The 18,800-nt window shown below is 68.0% G+C and carries 17 protein-coding genes and 4 pseudogenes; 14 read left to right on the top strand and 7 right to left on the bottom strand.

Translation table 11 applies throughout. The features are described from left to right. Positions 1 to 80 precede the first annotated feature (80 nt). Both OG214_RS00275 and OG214_RS00270 read left to right on the top strand, forming a co-directional pair. A complete protein-coding gene (locus OG214_RS00275) occupies positions 81 to 503 on the top strand; it encodes an effector-associated constant component EACC1 (RefSeq protein WP_405983316.1) in 423 nt (140 codons plus the stop codon). After that, the gene (locus OG214_RS00270; RefSeq protein WP_405983315.1) at positions 496 to 2,352 is read left to right on the top strand and encodes a caspase domain-containing protein; all 1,857 of its coding nucleotides are present in this window, start codon (positions 496 to 498) and stop codon (positions 2,350 to 2,352) included. Before OG214_RS00275 ends, OG214_RS00270 begins: the two co-directional genes overlap by 8 nt. Positions 2,353 to 3,001: 649 nt before the next feature. On the opposite strand, the gene OG214_RS00265 is transcribed toward OG214_RS00270, so the two are convergent. After that, positions 3,002 to 3,457 carry a winged helix-turn-helix transcriptional regulator gene (locus tag OG214_RS00265; protein WP_405983314.1) on the bottom strand — a complete coding sequence of 152 codons (456 nt, stop codon included), beginning with the start codon at positions 3,455 to 3,457 and terminating at the stop codon, positions 3,002 to 3,004. Positions 3,458 to 3,964: 507 nt separating this feature from the next. Between OG214_RS00265 and OG214_RS00260 the strand changes: the two genes are divergently transcribed. From OG214_RS00260 to OG214_RS00250, 3 genes are all read left to right on the top strand, one after another. Continuing rightward, positions 3,965 to 4,699 (top strand): alpha/beta fold hydrolase, encoded by a 735-nt coding sequence (locus OG214_RS00260; RefSeq protein ID WP_405983313.1) that lies wholly within the window; start codon positions 3,965 to 3,967, stop codon positions 4,697 to 4,699. 247 nt (positions 4,700 to 4,946) lie between these two features. Further along, positions 4,947 to 5,507 (top strand): SMI1/KNR4 family protein, encoded by a 561-nt coding sequence (locus tag OG214_RS00255; RefSeq protein WP_405983312.1) that lies wholly within the window; start codon positions 4,947 to 4,949, stop codon positions 5,505 to 5,507. Between the two features lie 264 nt (positions 5,508 to 5,771). Continuing rightward, positions 5,772 to 6,416, top strand: a complete 645-nt coding sequence (locus OG214_RS00250; protein WP_405987388.1) for a hypothetical protein — start codon at positions 5,772 to 5,774, stop codon at positions 6,414 to 6,416. Positions 6,417 to 6,716: 300 nt separating this feature from the next. Here the strand turns inward: OG214_RS00250 and OG214_RS00245 are convergent, their stop codons facing one another. Then, positions 6,717 to 7,481, bottom strand: a complete 765-nt coding sequence (locus OG214_RS00245) for an SDR family NAD(P)-dependent oxidoreductase (protein WP_405983311.1) — start codon at positions 7,479 to 7,481, stop codon at positions 6,717 to 6,719. 53 nt (positions 7,482 to 7,534) lie between these two features. Between OG214_RS00245 and OG214_RS00240 the strand changes: the two genes are divergently transcribed. Next, positions 7,535 to 8,167, top strand: coding sequence for a TetR/AcrR family transcriptional regulator (locus OG214_RS00240; protein WP_405983310.1), 633 nt, complete (start codon positions 7,535 to 7,537; stop codon positions 8,165 to 8,167). A 153-nt stretch (positions 8,168 to 8,320) separates the two neighbouring features. Then, entirely contained in the window at positions 8,321 to 8,713 is a 393-nt protein-coding gene (locus tag OG214_RS00235) for a hypothetical protein (protein WP_405983309.1), read from the top strand. Here the strand turns inward: OG214_RS00235 and OG214_RS00230 are convergent. Beyond that, complete coding sequence (locus OG214_RS00230) at positions 8,674 to 9,654, bottom strand: threonine/serine dehydratase (RefSeq protein ID WP_405983308.1); 981 nt, start codon at positions 9,652 to 9,654, stop codon at positions 8,674 to 8,676. The two genes, OG214_RS00235 and OG214_RS00230, sit on opposite strands and share 40 nt — an antisense overlap. Before the next feature lie 512 nt (positions 9,655 to 10,166). Continuing rightward, positions 10,167 to 10,416: pseudogene (locus tag OG214_RS00225) on the bottom strand (DUF5713 family protein); the annotation flags it as partial. Here OG214_RS00225 and OG214_RS00220 point away from each other — a divergent pair. Continuing rightward, entirely contained in the window at positions 10,391 to 10,816 is a 426-nt protein-coding gene (locus tag OG214_RS00220) for an HIT family protein (protein ID WP_405983307.1), read from the top strand. The pseudogene OG214_RS00225 and the gene OG214_RS00220 overlap by 26 nt on opposite strands. Positions 10,817 to 11,168: 352 nt before the next feature. Here the strand turns inward: OG214_RS00220 and OG214_RS00215 are convergent, their stop codons facing one another. Next, on the bottom strand, positions 11,169 to 13,064 hold the full coding sequence (locus OG214_RS00215) for a WD40 repeat domain-containing serine/threonine protein kinase (RefSeq protein WP_405983306.1): 1,896 nt from the start codon (positions 13,062 to 13,064) through the stop codon (positions 11,169 to 11,171). A gap of 488 nt (positions 13,065 to 13,552) precedes the next feature. Between OG214_RS00215 and OG214_RS00210 the strand changes: the two are divergent. Continuing rightward, a pseudogene (locus OG214_RS00210) lies at positions 13,553 to 13,747 on the top strand (IS5/IS1182 family transposase); the annotation flags it as partial. Between the two features lie 189 nt (positions 13,748 to 13,936). Here OG214_RS00210 and OG214_RS00205 read toward each other — a convergent pair. Continuing rightward, positions 13,937 to 14,782, bottom strand: a complete 846-nt coding sequence (locus OG214_RS00205) for an alpha/beta fold hydrolase (protein WP_405983305.1) — start codon at positions 14,780 to 14,782, stop codon at positions 13,937 to 13,939. Between the two features lie 74 nt (positions 14,783 to 14,856). Beyond that, positions 14,857 to 15,270: a hypothetical protein gene (locus OG214_RS00200; RefSeq protein WP_405983304.1), complete on the bottom strand. Its 414-nt coding sequence runs from the start codon at positions 15,268 to 15,270 to the stop codon at positions 14,857 to 14,859. On the opposite strand from OG214_RS00200, the gene OG214_RS00195 reads away from it, so the two are divergent. From OG214_RS00195 to OG214_RS00175, 5 genes and pseudogenes are all read left to right on the top strand, one after another. Next, entirely contained in the window at positions 15,250 to 15,405 is a 156-nt protein-coding gene (locus OG214_RS00195) for a hypothetical protein (protein WP_363085840.1), read from the top strand. The two genes, OG214_RS00200 and OG214_RS00195, sit on opposite strands and share 21 nt — an antisense overlap. Then, complete coding sequence (locus OG214_RS00190; RefSeq protein WP_405983303.1) at positions 15,372 to 16,202, top strand: ABC transporter permease; 831 nt, start codon at positions 15,372 to 15,374, stop codon at positions 16,200 to 16,202. Before OG214_RS00195 ends, OG214_RS00190 begins: the two co-directional genes overlap by 34 nt. 77 nt (positions 16,203 to 16,279) lie before the next feature. Continuing rightward, entirely contained in the window at positions 16,280 to 17,095 is an 816-nt protein-coding gene (locus OG214_RS00185; RefSeq protein ID WP_405983302.1) for an ABC transporter ATP-binding protein, read from the top strand. A 574-nt stretch (positions 17,096 to 17,669) separates the two neighbouring features. Then, positions 17,670 to 18,128 (top strand): annotated as a pseudogene (locus OG214_RS00180) (3-oxoadipyl-CoA thiolase); the annotation flags it as partial. Continuing rightward, positions 18,125 to 18,799 (top strand): annotated as a pseudogene (locus tag OG214_RS00175) (enoyl-CoA hydratase/isomerase family protein); the annotation flags it as partial. The pseudogenes OG214_RS00180 and OG214_RS00175, both read left to right, overlap by 4 nt. Position 18,800 lies beyond the last annotated feature (1 nt).

Below are 18,800 nucleotides of genomic sequence, written 5' to 3'. Positions count from 1 at the left end.
TGTATTGATGCCTGGAGTTTTCCTGTGCATTGAGGCGTAGGAGTCAGCGCGTCTACAGACCATCCACGGGGAGGTAAGAAGTGCTTGAGGTGCGTTTCACCCCACAGAGCAGGGTTTTCGCCTCGGACGACGACCGATGGCTGCGTCAGATACGACTGCTTCACCAGGGGCTCGAAGAGGCTGGATCTCTCGTTCAGATGGAGCGTTCTGAGACCGTCCCGGGAATGAAAGGCGCCTTCTCGGACACGGTGTTGATCCTGACCGGCCCCAGTGTGGTGGCCGGAGTCGTAGCGGCTTTCACCGGTTGGCTGGGCCGGGACCGCGGGCGGACCGTTCATCTGACCTGGACTGTTGAAGGCCGCGAAGGCGACGTGACCATCACCATGGGCCCTGCGGACAGCGCCGCTCTGCAGGCCGCGCTGGAAAGTGGTCTCCGCGTGATCGCGGACTCGCGGGCGGCGGAGGAACCGTCGCCCTCAGCAACGCCCGGCTCCGATGTCTGACCCCGAACGCATTCACCGGGCGCTCCTCATCGGCAACTCGGAGTTTCCGGACGACCCCGAGAATTTGCAGCCGCTTCTGGGCCCGGTGACCGATGTACGTATGCTGCACGAAGCTCTGACACACCCTGTTACGGGGCTGCATCGGGTGGGATCCGTGAAGCCCATCGTCAACGGGACGTCAGGCCACATCAATGATGAACTGGCCAGGTTCTTCGAGCGTGCCTCGGCGCATGAGCAGCTCCTCCTCTACTACAGCGGGCACGGGCGACTGGATCTCCAGAACAGGCTCCGGCTCTGTGCCCGCGACACGACTGCCGATCAGTTACGTACGCGTTCGGTACGGCATGAACTGATCAACGAGCTGATCGACGACTGTGCGGCGCGGTCGATCGTCGTGATCCTGGACTGCTGTTTCAGCGGTGTGGCGACGGTCAAGGGAACCGATCCCGCCGGCCAGCTGTCCGGCTGGGGACGGTTCGTGATGACCAGTTCCAGTCATGCGGGTCTGTCCTCCGACGCTGAGACCGGACGGACAGCCAGTCCCTTCACCCGGTATTTGATCGAGGGCCTGAGGTCCGGTGCGTCAGGGGAGGGTGGTTACGCCACGGTCTACGACGTCTACGCGTATGTGTATGAACAGCTCCGTGCCTCCGGGCAGATTCCCCATATGAAGGCCGAGGGCGGCGCCGGGCGCGTTCCTCTGGCTGGACGGCCGGGCCGGTCGACGCGGGCTGCCGGCGATCCGCGACCGAAGGCGTCAGCACCGTCGCAGGGCGGAGACGGCGTCACCGGTGGAATCGAAATACGCCCCACCTTCACCGACCCCCGGGGAAACCAGACCCTTCTGCTGACGGAGAGTGATTTCACAGGTGTTCTGCATGTCGTGCTCCCACAACGCAGGACGATACTGACGACGCACCGGGATCAGATCGCCGAAGCGGTGGGTGGTCCGCCCGCCATGGCGCAGGTGAACTCCAGTGCGAGAACCTACCGGGCCGGTCTTCACGTCGAGGTCCGGGGTAGGAAGCCGATACGGATTCGGAGCAGTGTGCTGGACGCCGCGGCCGTGCAGTTCACACTTCCCGAAGGCGCCGGAACGGTGGGGTGGACGGAAGAACAGGTACGGGATTTCATTCGGGCGAAGGCCGTGGGACGGTGGCCCAGTACCCCGTCCCCGGGTCGGCGAAGAGCCGACACCGACACCGAGGCCGAAACCGATGACCCTGGTTACGCCTACCTGGCCTCTGCCGGGAGATCGGTGTTTTTCTATCTGTTCACGAGTGTTGTCTCAGGGGCGCTGGCCGTCGCGCAATGGGATCTGGTCTCACATGTAGAAGGTTCGTTGCTCCCGTTGACGCAGGGCGCGGGACACGGGCTCTCTGCCATATTCACGATGGCGTTTCTCGCCACCGCCTTTATGGCGTTCTACCGTGTCAAAGACGCCTGGAGATTCCGCAAGGTCCGTCGACTCCTGCGGGATTCCGCACTCTCCGTCACTCCCATGCTGATGCTGAGTGAGCTACGGACAAGAACCGTCTCGCTCGGCGAAGGAATCATTCAGCAGGTGGAGGAGCCCTGGGCTCTGCTGTGGAACGAGGACACGCGCCTGGCCCCGCCGGTTCAGGAGCGACCGCCCGCGTACGACTCGTACTGGCTGACCATGCCGGTACACCCCACGGTCTCGGTGCCCATTCTCGATCTTTACAGCAAGGACATCCGCGCCCGCAATACCGCGCGCGGCGCCGACGGCGCCCAGCAAGTGGAGGTGATCGGATCGCCGGCCCGGGGTCAGTGGCTGGCGATCCGCACGGAGGAAGGAGTCATCTGGCCGCGAGGCAAAGCCCAATGACCGACGATCCCGAGCGGATCGTCTCCGATAGCGGATCGCCTTCGATGAGCTGGAGGCCTACATCGCTCCGCAACCCTGATCCTGGCCGACCGAGGGTGGCGGGGCCTGGACCGGTGGCACCGCCTGCGCGACCGGTGTGCTCACCTGCTGGGGAGGATCGAGCGGCGCAAGGCCCCGCAGGGCCGACGTCTGTGTCCATGGTGCGCCCTGCTCGAGACTCGACCGTGACCGACGCTCGACCCTGGCCGACACTCCTGGCCGTCGCGACCCAGGGGGCGAGCCAGGCTCCTGCCCCGTCGCCAATTTGCCTGGAGCGCTGACCTGGCATTCCGCACCGCGCCCTCACCGACCGACCGGGCGGCCGGCCGTCCCGTCCCCGGACTTCGGGGTATCTGGAGGCGCTTGCCGCGCAGCAGGTCGGCAGGAGAAGGCAGACCGATCCGAGGATCGAGGCAGCCGGCCGCTACAGCTTCACCGCCACCCGGCCAGTGGGCGGCACTCTGCGCCCGCCGCAGGACCCGGACGGGGCCGGGCTCGATGACGAGGACGGCGCGGATGACTGACGAGCGTCGAGGAATCCGTTGGCCGAGTGGTACGTGGTGTGGTGCCGGGTGTGGTGCCGGGCCCGGCAGCAACGCTCAATCCGGGCTCACCGCATGTCACTTGACGCCACACCAGACAAACGGCCTTCTTGACCGAAGGGCGCAGTCCGGGCGTCATTCGCCTCAGCCTCCTCAGCCGCCTCAGCCCCCTTGGCCGCCTCATGAAAGGCGAGGATCGCCTCACCGTTGGATCTCGCCCATTCGGTGAGCCTTGTGATGGGCTCCTCAAGGGTGCGCCCGAGCTCGGTCAAGCTGTACTCCACGCGTGGTGGCGCTTCGGCGTACGCGCGCCGCTCGACGAGTCCGTTGTCCTGGAGGCGGCGCAGCGTCTGCGTCAGTACCTTGCGCGAGACGCCTCCGATCAGCTCGACCAGCTCGCCGTGCCGCAGTGGACCGTCGCTCAGCGCAAAGAGCGTGACCACGGCCCATTTGCTGGCAATGATCTCGATGGCCAGGCGAGCGGGGCAGTCGGCGAGGAAGACGGTCCCGGGGCGGAGGCTCATGAGCCGAAGGGTACCTTCAGGTACCTGTCGGCTGCCTAACGTCGAAGGCATGCAGCGCACCACTCCGAAGGCCGCCGAGGTAGAGCTCGGCGTCTTCTCCCGCACCGACATGCTCCCCGGTGATGCCGGCTCGCAACGAGTCCGCGACACCGTGGACGTCGGCCGGTCCCGACGGCGCCCTCATGGTCGGCAGCGCCCAGGAGACCACCGAGAAGCTCATGATCCAGAGGGAACTGTTCGGTGCCAACCGGTTCATCGGGCAGGTCGATCTCGGGGACCTGCCGCACACGAGCGTTCTGGGGTCCCGTTCTGGGGTCCATAGAGAAATTCGCGTCCGACGTCGCACCCGCCGCGCGGAGCGAATCCGGCTGAGCCGTCAGTTCAGCCGCGACCGTGCCGGGGGTTTGTCCACCACCCCCCCGGCACTCGTATGCCCGCCCGGACGCGCGCATGCGGGCGTACAACCTCACCTGACAGCAGATCAACTCCCACGCTAAGGAAACAGCCATGTCCAACCCGACCACCTACGTCCTCGTGCACGGCGCCTGGCACGACGGGCAGTCCTGGAACCGCGTTGCCCCGCTGCTCACCGCCCAGGGCCACCGCGTCTTCACGCCGTCCCTCACCGGCCACGGGGACAAGGCACATTTGCTCGGCCCCGAGGTCGGGCTCACCACCCACGTCGACGACATCGTCGGCCTCATCCTCGGCCACGACCTGAACGGCATGGTCCTCGTCGGACACAGCTATGCGGGAATGGTCATCTCCAGCGTGGCGAACCGGGTCCCCGAGCGCATCTCGCGCCTGGTGTACATCGACGCCATGGTGCCGACGCACGGCGAGAACGCCATCGATGTCATGCCGCGCACGCAGGTCATGATCGACGGTGCCGCCCACAGTGCCCAGCCCTGGCGCATTCCGCCGCTGCGGGAGTTTCCCGCGCCGCTCGGCCTGTTCGGCATCACCGACCCCGATGACATCGCCTGGCTCAAGACCACGCTCACAGATGAGTCGGTCCTCTGCTTCCAGCAGCCGGCCGAGATGGACAACCCCGCGCAGGCGTGGATCCCCCGGGTTCATATCCTCTGTGTCGGCAGCGCGCCCGAGGGCGTCACTCGTCGGCCCATCCCGGAGACCCAGCCGAACGGCGAGCCGTCACGCGTCTATGAACTGGAGACCGGTCACGACTCCATGATCACCAAGCCCGTGGAGCTCAGCGACCTGCTGCTCGAAAACGCCTGACCCGCGAAGCGGAGCACGACCAGGTCTGAAGGTGGCGGACGGTCACGGGGGCGGGCTCGCAGTCGACGTCTGCTGCGGGCACGTGCTCACGATCCGTGTCAGCGCCTCCCGTTCCGGCCTGGTCGATGGCGAGCCGCCGGCGCAGCTGGCGGGGAGCGACTTTCGAAACGTGCGGTAATCCTCAAGGTTCGTGACCGAGAACCGACACATCCGGCGCGTTGTCACAGTGAGGTGGTATCTGTGCCGCATGAACATCGATCAAGCTGACCCTGCCGAGCTGGCGGCGCTTCGCGCGGCGTTCGACGTCGATGACGAAGGCGAGTCGGCTCTTGGCTGGGAGGCAGTCCATGCCTTCGAGGCAGAGCACGGAATCGTGCTGCCCGAGCCGTATCGGACCTTCGTCGCTGAGATAACGGACGGTTCGTACTCCGGGCCACCCGAGTACGGACTGCTGCCGGTGGCGGAGTTGCCCGGCGACTGGGGTGATGACCAGCGGGAACGTGACCTGAGTAGGCCGTTCCCGCTGGCGGCGGCATGGATGTGGGAGGAAGACCCGGACCAGGCCGAGGACGCCGACGAGATCCTTGAGCAGGTCTACAACCAAGGCACGATCGTGCTCGGCACCGACGGGTGCGCGATGAACTGGCATCTCGTCGTCGCCGGACCTCACCGAGGGCACGTCTGGCTGATCACCGACGTCGGTGCTGTCCCCTTCGGCGAGCAGTTCGGGTTCACCACCGCTGAACCTGGCTTTGCCGGCTGGGTCCGGCATTGGGCAGCGAACAAGCCCTGGTATGACGCCGCGTGACCTGCGTGACCTGCGTGACTCTCTACGGGTGCGGCGCAGAGGCGACTTGTCCAGGTCTGCTACATGGGGCGCCCCAGGGCCCGGACCGCCGCCCGTTAGGCGGCCTGGATGGATATTGCACGGCTGCACCACCGGCTGACCACCCGGTTCGCCAAGGTGATGACCCAGCCGCCACAGCAGGCAACGTGTTCGCCCTGTTTCGCTGGGGGCGAGCCAGGCATTTGCCCGGTTCCGGCATCGCATTAGGCTGCGCGCGTGAGCTACATGGTCAACGATGTGCCCGACGGGCTGAGCCGGATAGCCGCCTCGTTCCTTCACATCAACGGCATCCGCGTAGAGCGGCTGCCCGTGGAACGCTACCGGGCGGAGTGGCTGGACCTGGGCATTCCTGTGGAGGTCATCGACCGGGCGGCGAAGTACGAGGCGTGTTGGGGCGGGCTTGTGCTGCCTCCGGCGCCCCGGTACGAAGGCGGGCCTCGCGTGCTCAGTGTCGACACTCCTGAAGGCTCGGCGGAGGAGGGCTGGTGGTTCATGGCCGGGGACCAGCGCTGTTCAGTCCCGTTCAGCTTCCTGATCGGCCCTGATGGCGAGTTCGGGATCCACGGCGATCGGTGGACCCCGCTGCATGCCAGTGTCGAGGGGTGGGTCGAGTCTGTGGCTCTTGCTCATCATGCCGGGCTGTGGGCAAGGCAGATCACCAAGGTGTCGGGAGAGGCTGTGGAAAGCCTTGATCTCGACGACTTGGAGCCGGTGACATTGGTGGCCGGTATGGCTGACACCTGGTGGCGGGGGCCGAACTCGCTGGTGGCGGTCTATCGTGGCGAGGCCGACAGCTTCGACAGACCCGCATTTCTGCGGGCGCATGTCTACGACGGCCTGCCTGAACACGCGTTCTGGTTCGATCGCTGAGGGGTCGCACCAGGACGAGCGGTTACGGAACGTCCCCCCGGCGACCGTTCCTCGAACGCTTCCGCAAACGCTCATTTCGGTCCGGCTTCGGCAATGGCTGGCGCCGCGGACGGCGGTCGGCGGACGGCGGTCGGTGTCGGGAAGGGGCTCGCACCAGGTGGCGGGGGAGTGTGGGCGGGTGGGAGGCCGGTGCTGGCATCCGCTGTACTCGGAGCAGCCCCGGTCGGTGGTGGCGGGGCTGGTGCGTTCCTGGCTTGGGCCTGGTGCGGTCCTCTCCCGCCGTCGCGTCGCCCTCGTCGGTCAGACGCGTGGACCGAGGAACAGGCCTCCACTCGCGTCGATGATCTGGCCGGTGATCCAGCGGGCGGCGTCGGAGGCGAGGAAGGCGACCACGTCGGCGACGTCGCCGGGCCCGCCCAGCCGGTCGAGCGCCGTCATGCCGGCGATCTGTTCGGTGAGGCCCGGGACGTCGAAAACGGCTCCGTTGGTCGCCGTCCTGGTGGCTCCGGGAGCGACCGCGTTCACCGTGATCCCTCTGGGCCCGAGCTGGTTGGCCAGGGTCCTGCTCATCGTCTCGACCGCGGCCTTCGTCATGGCGAAGGCCGTCTGGGCCGGGTTGGCCATCCGGGTCGCTACCGACGAGATCGTGATGATCCGGCCGCCGTCGCGCAGCAGCGGCAGCGCGTGCTCGATGATGAAGTACGGCGCTCGCACGTTCACCGCGAACAGGTGGTCGAAGTCCGCCCGGGTCGTTGCGCCGAGCGGGCCGGTCGGCGCGGCTGCGGCGTTGTTGACGAGGATGTCGAGCGGCCGACCGGCCAAGCCGGCCTCGACACCGGCGAAGAGTGTCTCGACGTCACCGTCCACGCCCAGTTCGGCCCGGACGGCGAGGGCGGTTCCACCGGCGCGTTCTATCCCCTCGGCCGTCGCCGCCGCCCCGCTCTCGTCCGTGCCGAAGTGCACGATGACCATGGCCCCTTCGGCCGCGAGCCGGGCCGCGATCGCCTGCCCGATGCCACGCGACGCACCTGTCACGAGAGCCGTCTTGACGATCGGACCGCTCATGCCGTCCACCTCATCCATGTATTAGTCACTAACATGATGGTAGTGTCTACCATATGAGTGAGCGGCGACCAACCCTGCGGGAGCGACAGCGATCCGAGACGCGGCGCGTGATCCAGGCGCACGCGGTGCGGCTGTTCACCGACCGCGGCTACGACGCGGTGACGGTGGCCGACGTCGCCAAGGCCGCCGACGTCTCGGCGATGACCGTGTTCCGGCACTTCCCCACCAAGGAGGACCTGGTCCTCATCGACCAGCCCGCCCGGCTCATCGCCGAGCGGGTCGCCGCCTCGCCCGCGACGCACCCCCTGGTGCGCCGCGTCGGCGGCGCACTCGTCGACGCGGCCACGGCATTGACCGGCCGCGACGGAGACGAACCGGCGGCGAATGAACGGTTCCTGCTGGACTGCCTGCGGCTCATGGTCTCGACGCCCGCGCTGCGGGCCCGGCATCTGGACAGCCAGTACGCGCTGCAACAGGCCATCGTCGACGCCCTCGGGGACGATACGGCCGATCCCGACACCGCGTTCCGCGCCCAGGCGGCAACCGGCGCTTGCCTGGCCGCGATGCACACGGCGCTGACGCGCTGGGCCGAGGACAACGGGCAGACGGAACTGCCCGAACTGATCGCGCGGGCGCTCGCCGCGTCCTTCGGCGACGACGTCGTCGCCACCGGCCGGAGGGACTGAGGCGGCCGACGCCCGCCGTCGTGGCCTTGTCCAAGGGACAGGGGGCGGTTCGACGGCCCGACGTCGAAGCTGGCGGGGACCTGTGGCTTACGGGAACGATTGAGCAGAGCATGATCCGTTACAAGTACGGGCCGTGGCCCCGCCTACTACGCGTTGCTCGGCGTCCTCACGGGCAGAGGCCTCATCGAGCCCAGACACGAGGACGCCATCGCGGCCCACTGCGCTACCTCCGCCTGGCACGAAGTGGCGCGTACTCTCGCTGAAAACGAGAGCCGGCGCCCGGTTCGCGACCGTGCAGTGCTGTTGCGGCGGTACTTCAACCTGACCGGCACCACCTTGAAGAACCTGATCTGCGAGACCGCAACCGTCGGCTGCCTCCGGGCCCTGCTGGGTGCCGACGTGGTGGTCAACGTAGCCCACGTCCTTGCACACCAACACGTGGCACTCAACGACCGCGACATCTCTTTGCCCGACTACACCGGGGCGTACATGAACACGAGCGATTGTCAAGACCTGTGGAGGGGAGGCGCACCGACCCAGCGGTGATAGGCGTCTACGTCGACGTTGCTGCCGCACACGATGGTGACCACGTGTCGGCCGGCGAAGCGGTCACGGTCTTCGAGGATCGCGGCGATGCCGAGTGCGGCCGAGGGTTCGACGACGAGGCCGGCGTGGTCGAGGAGCATCCGCATACCGGCGGTGATCGACGCCTCCTGGACCAGGACGGCGTCGTCGGCGACCAGGAGGAGGTCGTCCAGGACGGCCGGGATGGGAAACCGGCCGGCGACGCCGTCAGCGATGGTGTCGGTCGAGTCGGTGGTGACGACGCGCCGCTTGCGCCACGAGTGTGTCATCGCGGGTGCGCCGATCGGCTGGACGCAGATCACCTCGACGTCGGGCGCGCAGGCTTTCACCACATGACCCACGCCGGTGGCCAGTGCCCCGCCGCCGAGAGCGATCAGGACGGTGTCGAACGACGGTGCGGTGTCGACCAGTTCCAGGCCGATGGTCGCCGCGCCCTCGCAGGTCTCGATGTCCAGGCTGTCTTCGAGCAGCCGGATGCCGTCGTACCGCGCGATGGCCGCGGCCCGCTCGCGAGCCGTCTCGTGGTCGCCGTCCACCAGTTCCAGCCTGGCACCCAGCGCGCGGATGCGGTCAAGCTTGGCCACCGTCGCGAAGCGGGATGCCACGACGGTCACGTCGAGTCCCCTGCCGCGACCGGACCAGGCGAGGGCCTGGCCGAGGTTGCCCGCGCTGGCGCACACCACGGCTTGCGGACCGTTGTCGGCGAGCAGGCTCGCGACGACCTCGGTGCCGCGAGCCTTGAAGCTGCGGACCGGGTTCGCCGTTTCGAGCTTGATGCTCACCGTGCACCCGAGGCCGGGCTCCAGCGCCTCGCAGCGGTACAGCGGAGTGTCGAGGAAAATCGGGTCGATCACCCGGCGAGCCGCCCGGATCCGAGCAGTGTCGAGGCGTGTCTCCTGCACGACACAGCAGCGTAGCGTCGGCGGCGCTGTTCCATCGAGCGGTTGTCAAGAACTGTGGTTCGGGTGACGCGTGATCAGGCAGCGACGGCTTCTCGTGCTCGACCAGGACGCCGTTGTCGAACGTGGCGCCCACGCGTACCAGGGCGACGAGGTGGGCTCCGGTGACCGCGCGCCAGCGGTCCTGGGCCGACTCGACGAGCTTGGACATCATCGCGGGGGCTGCGGGCCGGGCTGCCGACGCCACAGGTGTCGATCGGATTCATGGTCCGTAGGTGGATCCAGCGCTTGGCCGGGAAGCCGTAGAACGCCGGCCGTTCCTCCCGGCCGTCGGTGATCGTCGCGACGGCCTTGGGGAACCTGGCGCTCTAGGTCTTCGCGAACATCGCACATGCCGCACCTGCGGCACTCACCCGCCATCAGCGCCAGAGGTGGAGAACAAGCTCACCGTTACGAGGCGACCGTGCAGGTCGCGGCCCTCAACGATGACCGGCAGATGTCCTTCCGGCCATCGCTCACCAGTCCCGGCCGACGATCAGCTCCTCTACATCCGCGTCTGCGAACCCGTATGCCGACGCGACAAACCAGAAGTCCTCAGCGATCCACTCACGCGCAACTGTCTTGATCCCACTCCCGGCTGCCTTGAACTCCGCTTCCAGAAGGTTGAACTCTTCGGTCGTGGGCCTGAGTGAGCGCATAAAGGGTCTCCAGATCCGACGGCCGCTCAGCTTCAATCCGCTTGCACAGCCGTAGCAGGATCGCCCGGCTCGCCCGCGCCCAAACCCCCCGGCCCGACTGCCTGTTCTGCGCCATCATCCACGACGGCGCGCCAGCGACGATCGTCCGCGAGTGGGCCGACGCCCTCGCGCTCGTGCCCCGCAGCAGCGGCCGCACCATCGGTCACTTCCTGGTCCTCCCGCGCGATCACGTCGCCGACTTCACGACCGACCCGGTCGTCTCCGCCACCGTCCAGATGCGCGCCGCCGAACTCGCCCAGGAACTGTGCGGCCAGTGGAACTACCCCACCTCCCGCTGCGAGGTGAACACTCAGACCGTGTGCCACCTCCACGGCCACCTCGTCGCCCGCACCGCCGACGACGGCCTCGCCCCCCCTGGAACCATCTCACCTCCAACAGGCTCACCGAGCTGGAAGACGAATCGCTGATCTGGCGATCGCGTATGCGTACGGGTACGTACGCATCACCACAGGAGTCAACTGAGTGGTGATCACCGAAGGGGTCAAGCACGGCTTGCAGGGCAAGGTCCACAAGGACATGGAGGACCGGCTCCGAGGCGCACGAGGACAGTCGTCCTGGAGGCAGTGCGAGCCGACGTGGGGGTTCCCGAGGTGTTCCCGAGGTGTTCCCGAGGCGTACGTCGCCGCTCAGCCCTTGACGCTCTTCAGCCCGGTGGCTGTGGCAGCTCAGGCGTATTCGAAGATCGGCCGGCAGATGAAGCTTTTCCGTCTCGGCCGCTTCTGCTGCACACACGGGCCCACCCCCTGCCCCGTCCGGTGATCAGAGGTTCCAGATCTGAACGGTCTTGTCCATGCTGGAGGTTGCGAGCATGCTGCCGTCGGGGCTGAAGGCCACGTTGTAGACGGTTTTGGGGCGGGTGACCCGCAGCAGGAGCTTGCCGGCGACGGCGTCCCACACCAGTGCCTCGCTATTGGGCGTGGCCGCGACCATGTCGCCGCGAGGACCGAACGCCACGGACGTGTAGAGCAAGGTCTGGGGTATGTCGAAGGGAATCTCGACGAGTTTGCTCCCGCTGAAGGAGTCCACAATGTGCAGGCCCAGCTTCGGCGGATTGCCCATGAGGACCGGGATCACCAGTCTGCGCCCGTCTGGGCTGAAGGACACGTTGCCCTCTGCAGCCTTGGCGTTGTTGAGCGAGATGTTGAGAAGCCCTTCGCCGTCGGCCGCGTCGGTGATCGACACCGTTCCGCGTCCCGAGATCGCCAACCGCCTGCCGTCCGGGCTGAACGCGATCCCCGTCGGGTTTCTTGACCTGCCGCGGGTCCTGGCGAGGAGTTGTCCCGTGTACGCGTCCCAAAGCCGCACCCAGCCGCCCCCCGCGGTGGCGATCCGATGTCCGTCGGGGCTGAAGACCGTGGCATACGTGCTCGCTTCGATCGGGAACCGCTGAAGCTCGTTTCCGGTGGCGACGTCCCAGATCCGCAGCGACTTGTCCCGTTTCCTGGCCGTGGCGAGTCGGGTTCCGTCCGGATGCACCCCCACGTTGGCCATGGCCACCTCCGTCCAGCCACTGCGGTGGTCGAGCCGGTACTGCTCCCGTCCCCCCAGGTCGGCGACGACGACGGCCCCGCCGTGCAGACCGAGCACGATCCAGTCGCGGCCTGGGCAGAAGGCGACCGAGACGACCGGTTGGTCCACCGTCATGGTCATCCGGTGGCTCGGAGTGAACTCTCCTGACGGCTCACGGTGAGGGCCTGTCAGGCCTCGCGTGGTCATCGGTGGCGGGAGTGGAGACTCGGGCGCGGTACGTGTCCGGGCGTCGCCCCGGCCCGGCTCCCCGGTGGGGTTCATCACCGTCGGTGTGGGACCGGACCCGTGAGCGAGCAGCCGCAGCGCCCGGGAGAGGTCGGCGGCCGACGCGTACCGCCGGCCGGGATCCTTCTCCAGCAGGGTCAGCACGACTTCATCCCATATGGGCGGGATTCCTTCCGCGACCGAACTGGGGGCGGGCGGTTCCTGCGTGAGATGGGCCGCGAGGTGGCTCATCGTGTCAGGCGCCCGGAACGGCAACCGGCCGGTGATCATCTCGAAGAGCACACAGCCGAGCGCGTAGAGGTCGCTGCTCTGTTCCGCGTGGCCGCGGGCCTGTTCGGGCGCCATGTACTGGGGCGTGCCCACGATGAAGCCGGTCTGGGTGAGACGGCGGTCTCCCACGGAGGGATCGGCCGCCCGCGCGATTCCGAAGTCGAGGATTTTCACGGTGCCCGAGGCGGTGACGACGACGTTGGCGGGCTTGATGTCCCGGTGCAGAATCCCGGCCGCGTGCGCCTCGGCGAGCCCGTCGCACATCTCCGCGCCCCACCGGGCGGCGTCCCGCAGGGAGATACGGCGACGGCGCATCACCGCGTCGAGCCCTTCACCACGGAGCAGTTCCATCACCAGGAACGGCGCCACACCGTCGTCGCTCTCCGTCTCACCGAGATCATGGATCGTCACGATGTTGAGGTGCTGGAGCGCGGCGGTGATCCGTGCTTCGCGCAGGAACCTGGCTCGCGCCTCGCCGCCCCTGCTCCCGCCCCCGGCCAGCATCGAGATCACCTTGACCGCGACGAGCCGTCCCAGCACCTCGTCACGCGCCTCCCACACCTGCCCCATGCCACCTTCGCCCAGTTGCCGGACCAACCGGTACCGGCCGGCGAGTATCTGATCCGGCACAGCGATGTCACCTCCCCCAGGCTGTTGTGATTCAGCAGCGATCATAGGCTCGCGAGGGGGCCGGGGGGAGGAGTACGGGACGTCTCGCCCCGGCGCGTGGACGAACCCATACGTCAAGCCAAAAGCCTTCGTCGACAGCAAAGTTGACTGAGGGAGGGGGCTTTGTCTGACGTATGCTCCGAGCGCCACGTCGTACGGCGCGGCCGGGAACTCCAGAGCGTTCTGGCCCGGCTCGGCGCCCTGGACGAGTGGTTCGAGTAACTGGTTCACCATGGCCTCCAGCTCGGTGACCCACTACCCGGGAGCCGGGCAGAATGCGGGGCCGGTCAGGTCGCCGGGTACGCGCAGTCGCCACCGGGCCGGCTTTCCGAAGGACGGCACACCCGCGCAGGACATCGCCCGGACAGGCGCCTGACCGTCTGTTCTACGCGGCGACTCGCAACTTCTCGTACTCGGTTTGAACTTCACGTGAAGGACGTGTTGGCGGGTTGGGCCTGGTCATCGCCGTCACCGTCCTCGCTGCGAACTCGGACGACAACGCGGCAGGCATCGTCCTGCTCGACCAAGTCGCCGAGAACACCGGTGGCACCGTCGAGAAGGCTCTGGTCGGTCAGGGCTTCAAGAACCAGGTCGTCATGCGCAGCGCCCTCCTCGGCATCGATCAGATCGCCGAACTGCGGAATCGAGTGAGGGAGGCCGAGACCCACCTTGAGTACCTGGCCATCACCCGGAAGACCCGTCACCGCCCTCCTCGGCCGGATCCCCGCCCAGGGCAGCGCGTCCGACCTGCCCGAGCACCCGGACCACCCCTGCAGAACAGCAGCCCCTGCCCGCCTCACCCGGAAATGGACATCAACTCGCGAACCGGACTCCTAGTCGTCCAAGAATGCGTCGATCAAGGCGTTGACCAGCGTCGGCCGGGTAGCGAACGCGAAGTGATCGACGCCGGGAAGTTCTGCCAGCCTGGCCCTGGGAAGGGTGGTGCGCAGGTACAGCGAGACCCCGGAGGGCACCTCCTGACCGATGGTGCTGGTCATCAGGAGGGTCGGCGCGTTGATGTCGGCCATGAGGGACCGGTCGTCGTCCAGGGAGATGTCGTCGAAGAACCCGAGGAGCGTCTCCACGCCCGCGTTGTAGCTCATCTCGCGGAACCAGGTGTCCAGTTCGGCGGCACGGGCGGCGTCGACGTCGGCGAAGACGAGGTCGGGCCGCAGTACGGCGTCGGTGATGCCCTTGATGCCGTTGTCACGTGCGGCGTCGGTGAAGTGGGCGATACCGGGGTCGGTGAAGCCGTACGGCCAGCCGTCACCGCGGCGGAATCGGGGGGAGCCGTTGATGACAACGAGCTTGCCGAGCAGCTGCGGGTGCTGGGCGGCGAAGCGAAGGGTCACGTGCCCGGCCGAGGCGAAGCCCACGACGGTCGGCTTCTCGAGGCGCAGATATGTGATCAGGGCGGCGAGGTCGGAGGTGTAGAGGGCGGTGACACCGCCGCGCGGTTCAGGGGGGAGCTTGTCGGACGCGCCGTAGCCACGCAGGTCCAGGAAGACGTTGCGGTATCGCGGATCGAAGTGTGCCCGCTGAGCCTCCCAGGAGCGGGAGTCGAGGGGGAGGCCATGGACCCAGACGATGGTCCGGCCCCCAGTGCCTGTCTCGTAGTAGGCGATCCGGCCGCCGTCCACGTCGAGGCGGCGGGCCTGATCGAGGGAGAGAGGGGACATGGGTGTCGTGTGCTCCAGACGGGGTGAGGGAAGGCGGCACGGCGGGGATCGGGCTGCCCGCCGCGCTGGGCGGTTCAGGGCAGGCGGGGGTACAGCACACCGTCCAGGCCGGGCACAGTGATCCTGGTCGGGTCGTTGCAGGCGGCGACCAGCTGGCTGACGGTGTAGTCGGTGACGCAGCCGGACAGCAGCTGGCGGGGATCTTCGAGCACCATACGCAGACGCGTGGTCATCGACCGCCAGTCGTCCGGACCGTGGATGACGGGCATCTCGCTGATCTCGGTGACCGAGTGGTCGTCCAGATCGGGGACCTCGACCACGCCGTGCGCGTAGCGGGGCAGCCCGGGGAACATCAGCTCGCCGAGTTCGACGGTGGCACGAGTGTTGGACCAGATGCGCCGCAGGGGCTCTTCCAGGGCGATGACCTCCGACAGGTCGCCGTCCAGAGGAGTCGTGAAGGTGGGGGCGTGCGGACGATCTTTGAGCAAGGCGGCGACATCCCCGGCATGTGGGCCGTCGTCGTTGTTGTCGGACTGCTCGGCATCCTGCTGAACCAGGGGCTGCTCGCACTGGAGAGGAGGGCACTGCGATGGCACTCGGCCTACCGCCCCGCGGCGCGGTGAAGACCCCCACGCCCAAGGGCCGGCGCCTGCGCCTGCTCTCCGACGTGGGCCTGGAACTGATACTGCCGGTGAGTGCCGTCACGCTCTGGTGGACGCTCAGCTCCGGCAGCACCTCGACGTACTTCCCGCCCCTTTCCGAGAGCGTCTCGGCCCTGAAGCGCGTCTGGCTGTTCTCGCACTTCCTCTCGGACGCGGTCCCGAGCCTGCTCCACCTCGCCACCGGCCTCGGTATCGCCCTCGTCATCGGCGTCGCGGCCGGCTTCGTGCTCGGACTCGTGCCCTTCCTCGCTGACGCGTTCTCGCCGGTCCTGGAATTCGCCCGCGCCACACCCGGCGTCGCACTCGTTCCCGCCGCGCTTCTGCTGTTCGGCATCGGAGCTGAAATGCAGGTCAGCCTCATCACCTACGGCACGGTGTGGCCCATCCTGCTGAACACCGTGGACGGGGTGCGGTCGGTCGACACGGTGGTGCGGGACGTGGCGACCAGTTACCGGCTCCGGCGCCGGGACCGGCTGTTGCGCGTGGTCCTCCCCGCAGCGAGCCCCCAGATCATCGCCGGTGTCCGCACAGCCCTGTCCATCGGCATCACCGTGATCGTGTTCAGCGAGATGGCCGGCTCGACCAACGGCATCGGCTACCGCATCCTCCACGCCTCGCGCGAATTCGCGATCGCCGAGATGTGGGCCGGAATGCTGTTCCTCGGCATTGTCGGTTACCTCGTCAACATCGCCTTCCGTGGCCTGGAGAACTACCTGCTGCGGTGGCACCGCGGCATGCAGAGGCTGGAGCGGCGATGAGCCCCGCGTACACGGCACGGCCACGACCGCCCCGCAGGGGACGGCCGGACACCCCCGATGAACTGGAGATGACTGGTATGACAGGTCCGACGGGGTACAACGCCCACGACGCGACCCTGGAGACGAGTGCCGTGGAACAGTCCGTGGTGCTGCGAGTACAGGGGCTGACGAAGTCGTACTCCGGCAAACCCGTCCTCGGCGGGATCGACGCCGAAGTCCGCAGCGGTGAGTTCGTCTGCGTCGTCGGCCCGTCCGGCGCGGGCAAGACCACTCTGCTGCGCTGTCTCAGCGGCCTCCTGGCGCCTACGGAGGGTGTCGTTCTCATGGACGAGGTCCTTGTGGAACGGCCCCCGGAGAAGCTGGCGGTGGTCTTTCAGGACTACAGCCGCTCGCTGATGCCGTGGATGAGCGTGCTGGGCAACGTCGCGCTGCCCCTGCGGTCACGCGGCATGCCCCGCGCCGACCGGCAGCAGGCCGCCCTGGCGGCGCTGGCGGGTGTGGGCCTGGAAGGCTGCGAGAACCAGTACCCCTGGCAGCTGTCCGGCGGTATGCAGCAACGGGTCGCCATCGCACGGGCATTGGCCTACCAGCCCGAGGCACTGCTCATGGACGAGCCGTTCGCATCCGTCGACGCCCAGACACGGGCCGACCTCGAGGACTTGATCCTTCGTGTGCGCCGGGACTTCGGCGTCACCGTCGTGCTGGTCACGCACGACATCGACGAGGCCGTCTATCTCGCCGACCGCGTCCTGGTGCTCTCCGGCCGGCCCACCACCGTACGCGCCGTCGTTGACGTCCCGCTGCCGCCGGACCGCGACCAACTCCACACCAAGTCGCTGCCGGAGTTCGCGGAGCTGCGCTCCCAGGTGCTGAAGCTCATTCAGCAGGCCTGACACCACCCGTCGAGGGCGTGGTTCCGCCGGCGTCCGGCCGGCCGTGCCGCCGGCCAAGTCCTGAGCGCGGCGGTGTTTTTCACAACCCGACAGTGGTACCGGCTGAGTTGCCGCGGACGTCCGCCGACGGCACCGGCGTACGGTGACGTGCGTCATGCACCCAGTCGCCTTGTCGACCGACCGAACATTCGGTTAGCCTGCGGAAAGGGTCGAACTGCCGAGCTGCGCAACCCACCGGTCGAGGAGTGGACACACTCCGCAGGGATCGCCCGGCGCCACCCGTCGGCACGCCTCCCTCTCTACTGGACGGACCTCGACGCCCACTGCAGCCTCCTCCCGGGACACCCTGCCCGGCCGCCGACATCCAGTGCCCGACTCGCCTTCGTCACCAGCCGGTTCGCCCTCCCTGAGGCGCGCCGCCCGGTCACCGCCAAGGAGCAAGTCCATGTCTGACGAGGTCTACCTGATCGACGGAGCCCGCACCGCCCAGGGCCGCTACGGCGGCGCACTCGCCTCTGTACGCCCCGACGATCTCGCCGCCCTCGTCGTCGGCGACGCCGTGCGCCGCGCCGCGGTGACGGCGGGCTCCTCCTCGCCGCTCTCCGACGGAGCCGCCGCCCTGGTCGTGGCAAGCGCTGAAGCCGTCGAGCGATACGGCCTGACCCCCAGGGCCAGGATCGTCGCCTGCGCCTCGGCCGGAGTCCAGCCCAACCTCATGGGCCTGGGTCCGGTACCTGTCACCGAGAAGGCGCTGGCCCACGCCGGATGGCAGACCGGCGACCTCGACTCCATCGAACTGAACGAGGCCTTCGCCGCGCAGGCACTGGCCGTCATCCGCCGCCTCGAGCTCGATGAGGAGAAGGTCAACGCCGATGGCGGCGCCATTGCCCTGGGCCACCCCCTCGGCTGCTCCGGCGCCCGTATCCTGCTCACCCTGCTGGGCCGGCTGGAGCGAGAGGACGCCCGCCGGGGTCTTGCCACGCTGTGCGTGGGCGTCGGCCAGGGCGTGGCCATGCTGGTGGAGCGCGTGTGAACGGCGCGACGTTCGAGACTTTGCTGGTCGAAGAGCGCGACGACCGGGTCGTCGTCACACTGCACCGCCCCGAGGCACGCAACGCCATCAGCGGACAGATGGTCGACGAACTGCACAAGGTCTGCACCGAACTGGAGCGGCGCCCCAAGCTACTGCTGCTCATCGGACACAACCGTGTCTTCGCCGGCGGCGCCGACATAGCCGAACTGCTCCGGCGCGGCCGTGACGAAGCCCTTCAGGGCGTCAACAGCCGACTGTTCGAGCGGGTGCGGCGGCTGCCTCTGCCCACGCTTGCCGCGGTCGACGGCTGGACGCTGGGCGGCGGCGCGGAACTGGCCTACGCCTGCGATCTGCGCATCGCCGGTCCGGATGCCGTCTTCGGCAACCCCGAGCCGGGGCTCGGCATCCTCGCCGCAGCCGGAGCCTGCTGGCGGCTGCCCGAACTCGTGGGCGAGTCCGTCGCCAAGCAGATCCTGCTCGCCGGCCGGCAACTGGACGCGGCGGCGGCCCTGGCGGCCGGCCTGGTCATCGACGTCGTCCCCGCCGAGAAGCTGCTGGACGAGGCGCACCTGCTGCTCGACCGCGTGATGAAGTCGTCGACCATGGCGCTACGCCTGACCAAGCTGGTCGTGGACGCGCCCGGCGCCCACCCTGTCGCCGACGATCTGGCCT

This window comes from Streptomyces sp. NBC_00872 (assembly GCF_045161915.1).
In the GTDB taxonomy this organism is placed as follows: domain Bacteria; phylum Actinomycetota; class Actinomycetes; order Streptomycetales; family Streptomycetaceae; genus Streptomyces.
The sequence above is the reverse complement of the archived record's forward strand: the minus strand, read 5'-3'. Positions and strand labels throughout refer to the sequence as shown.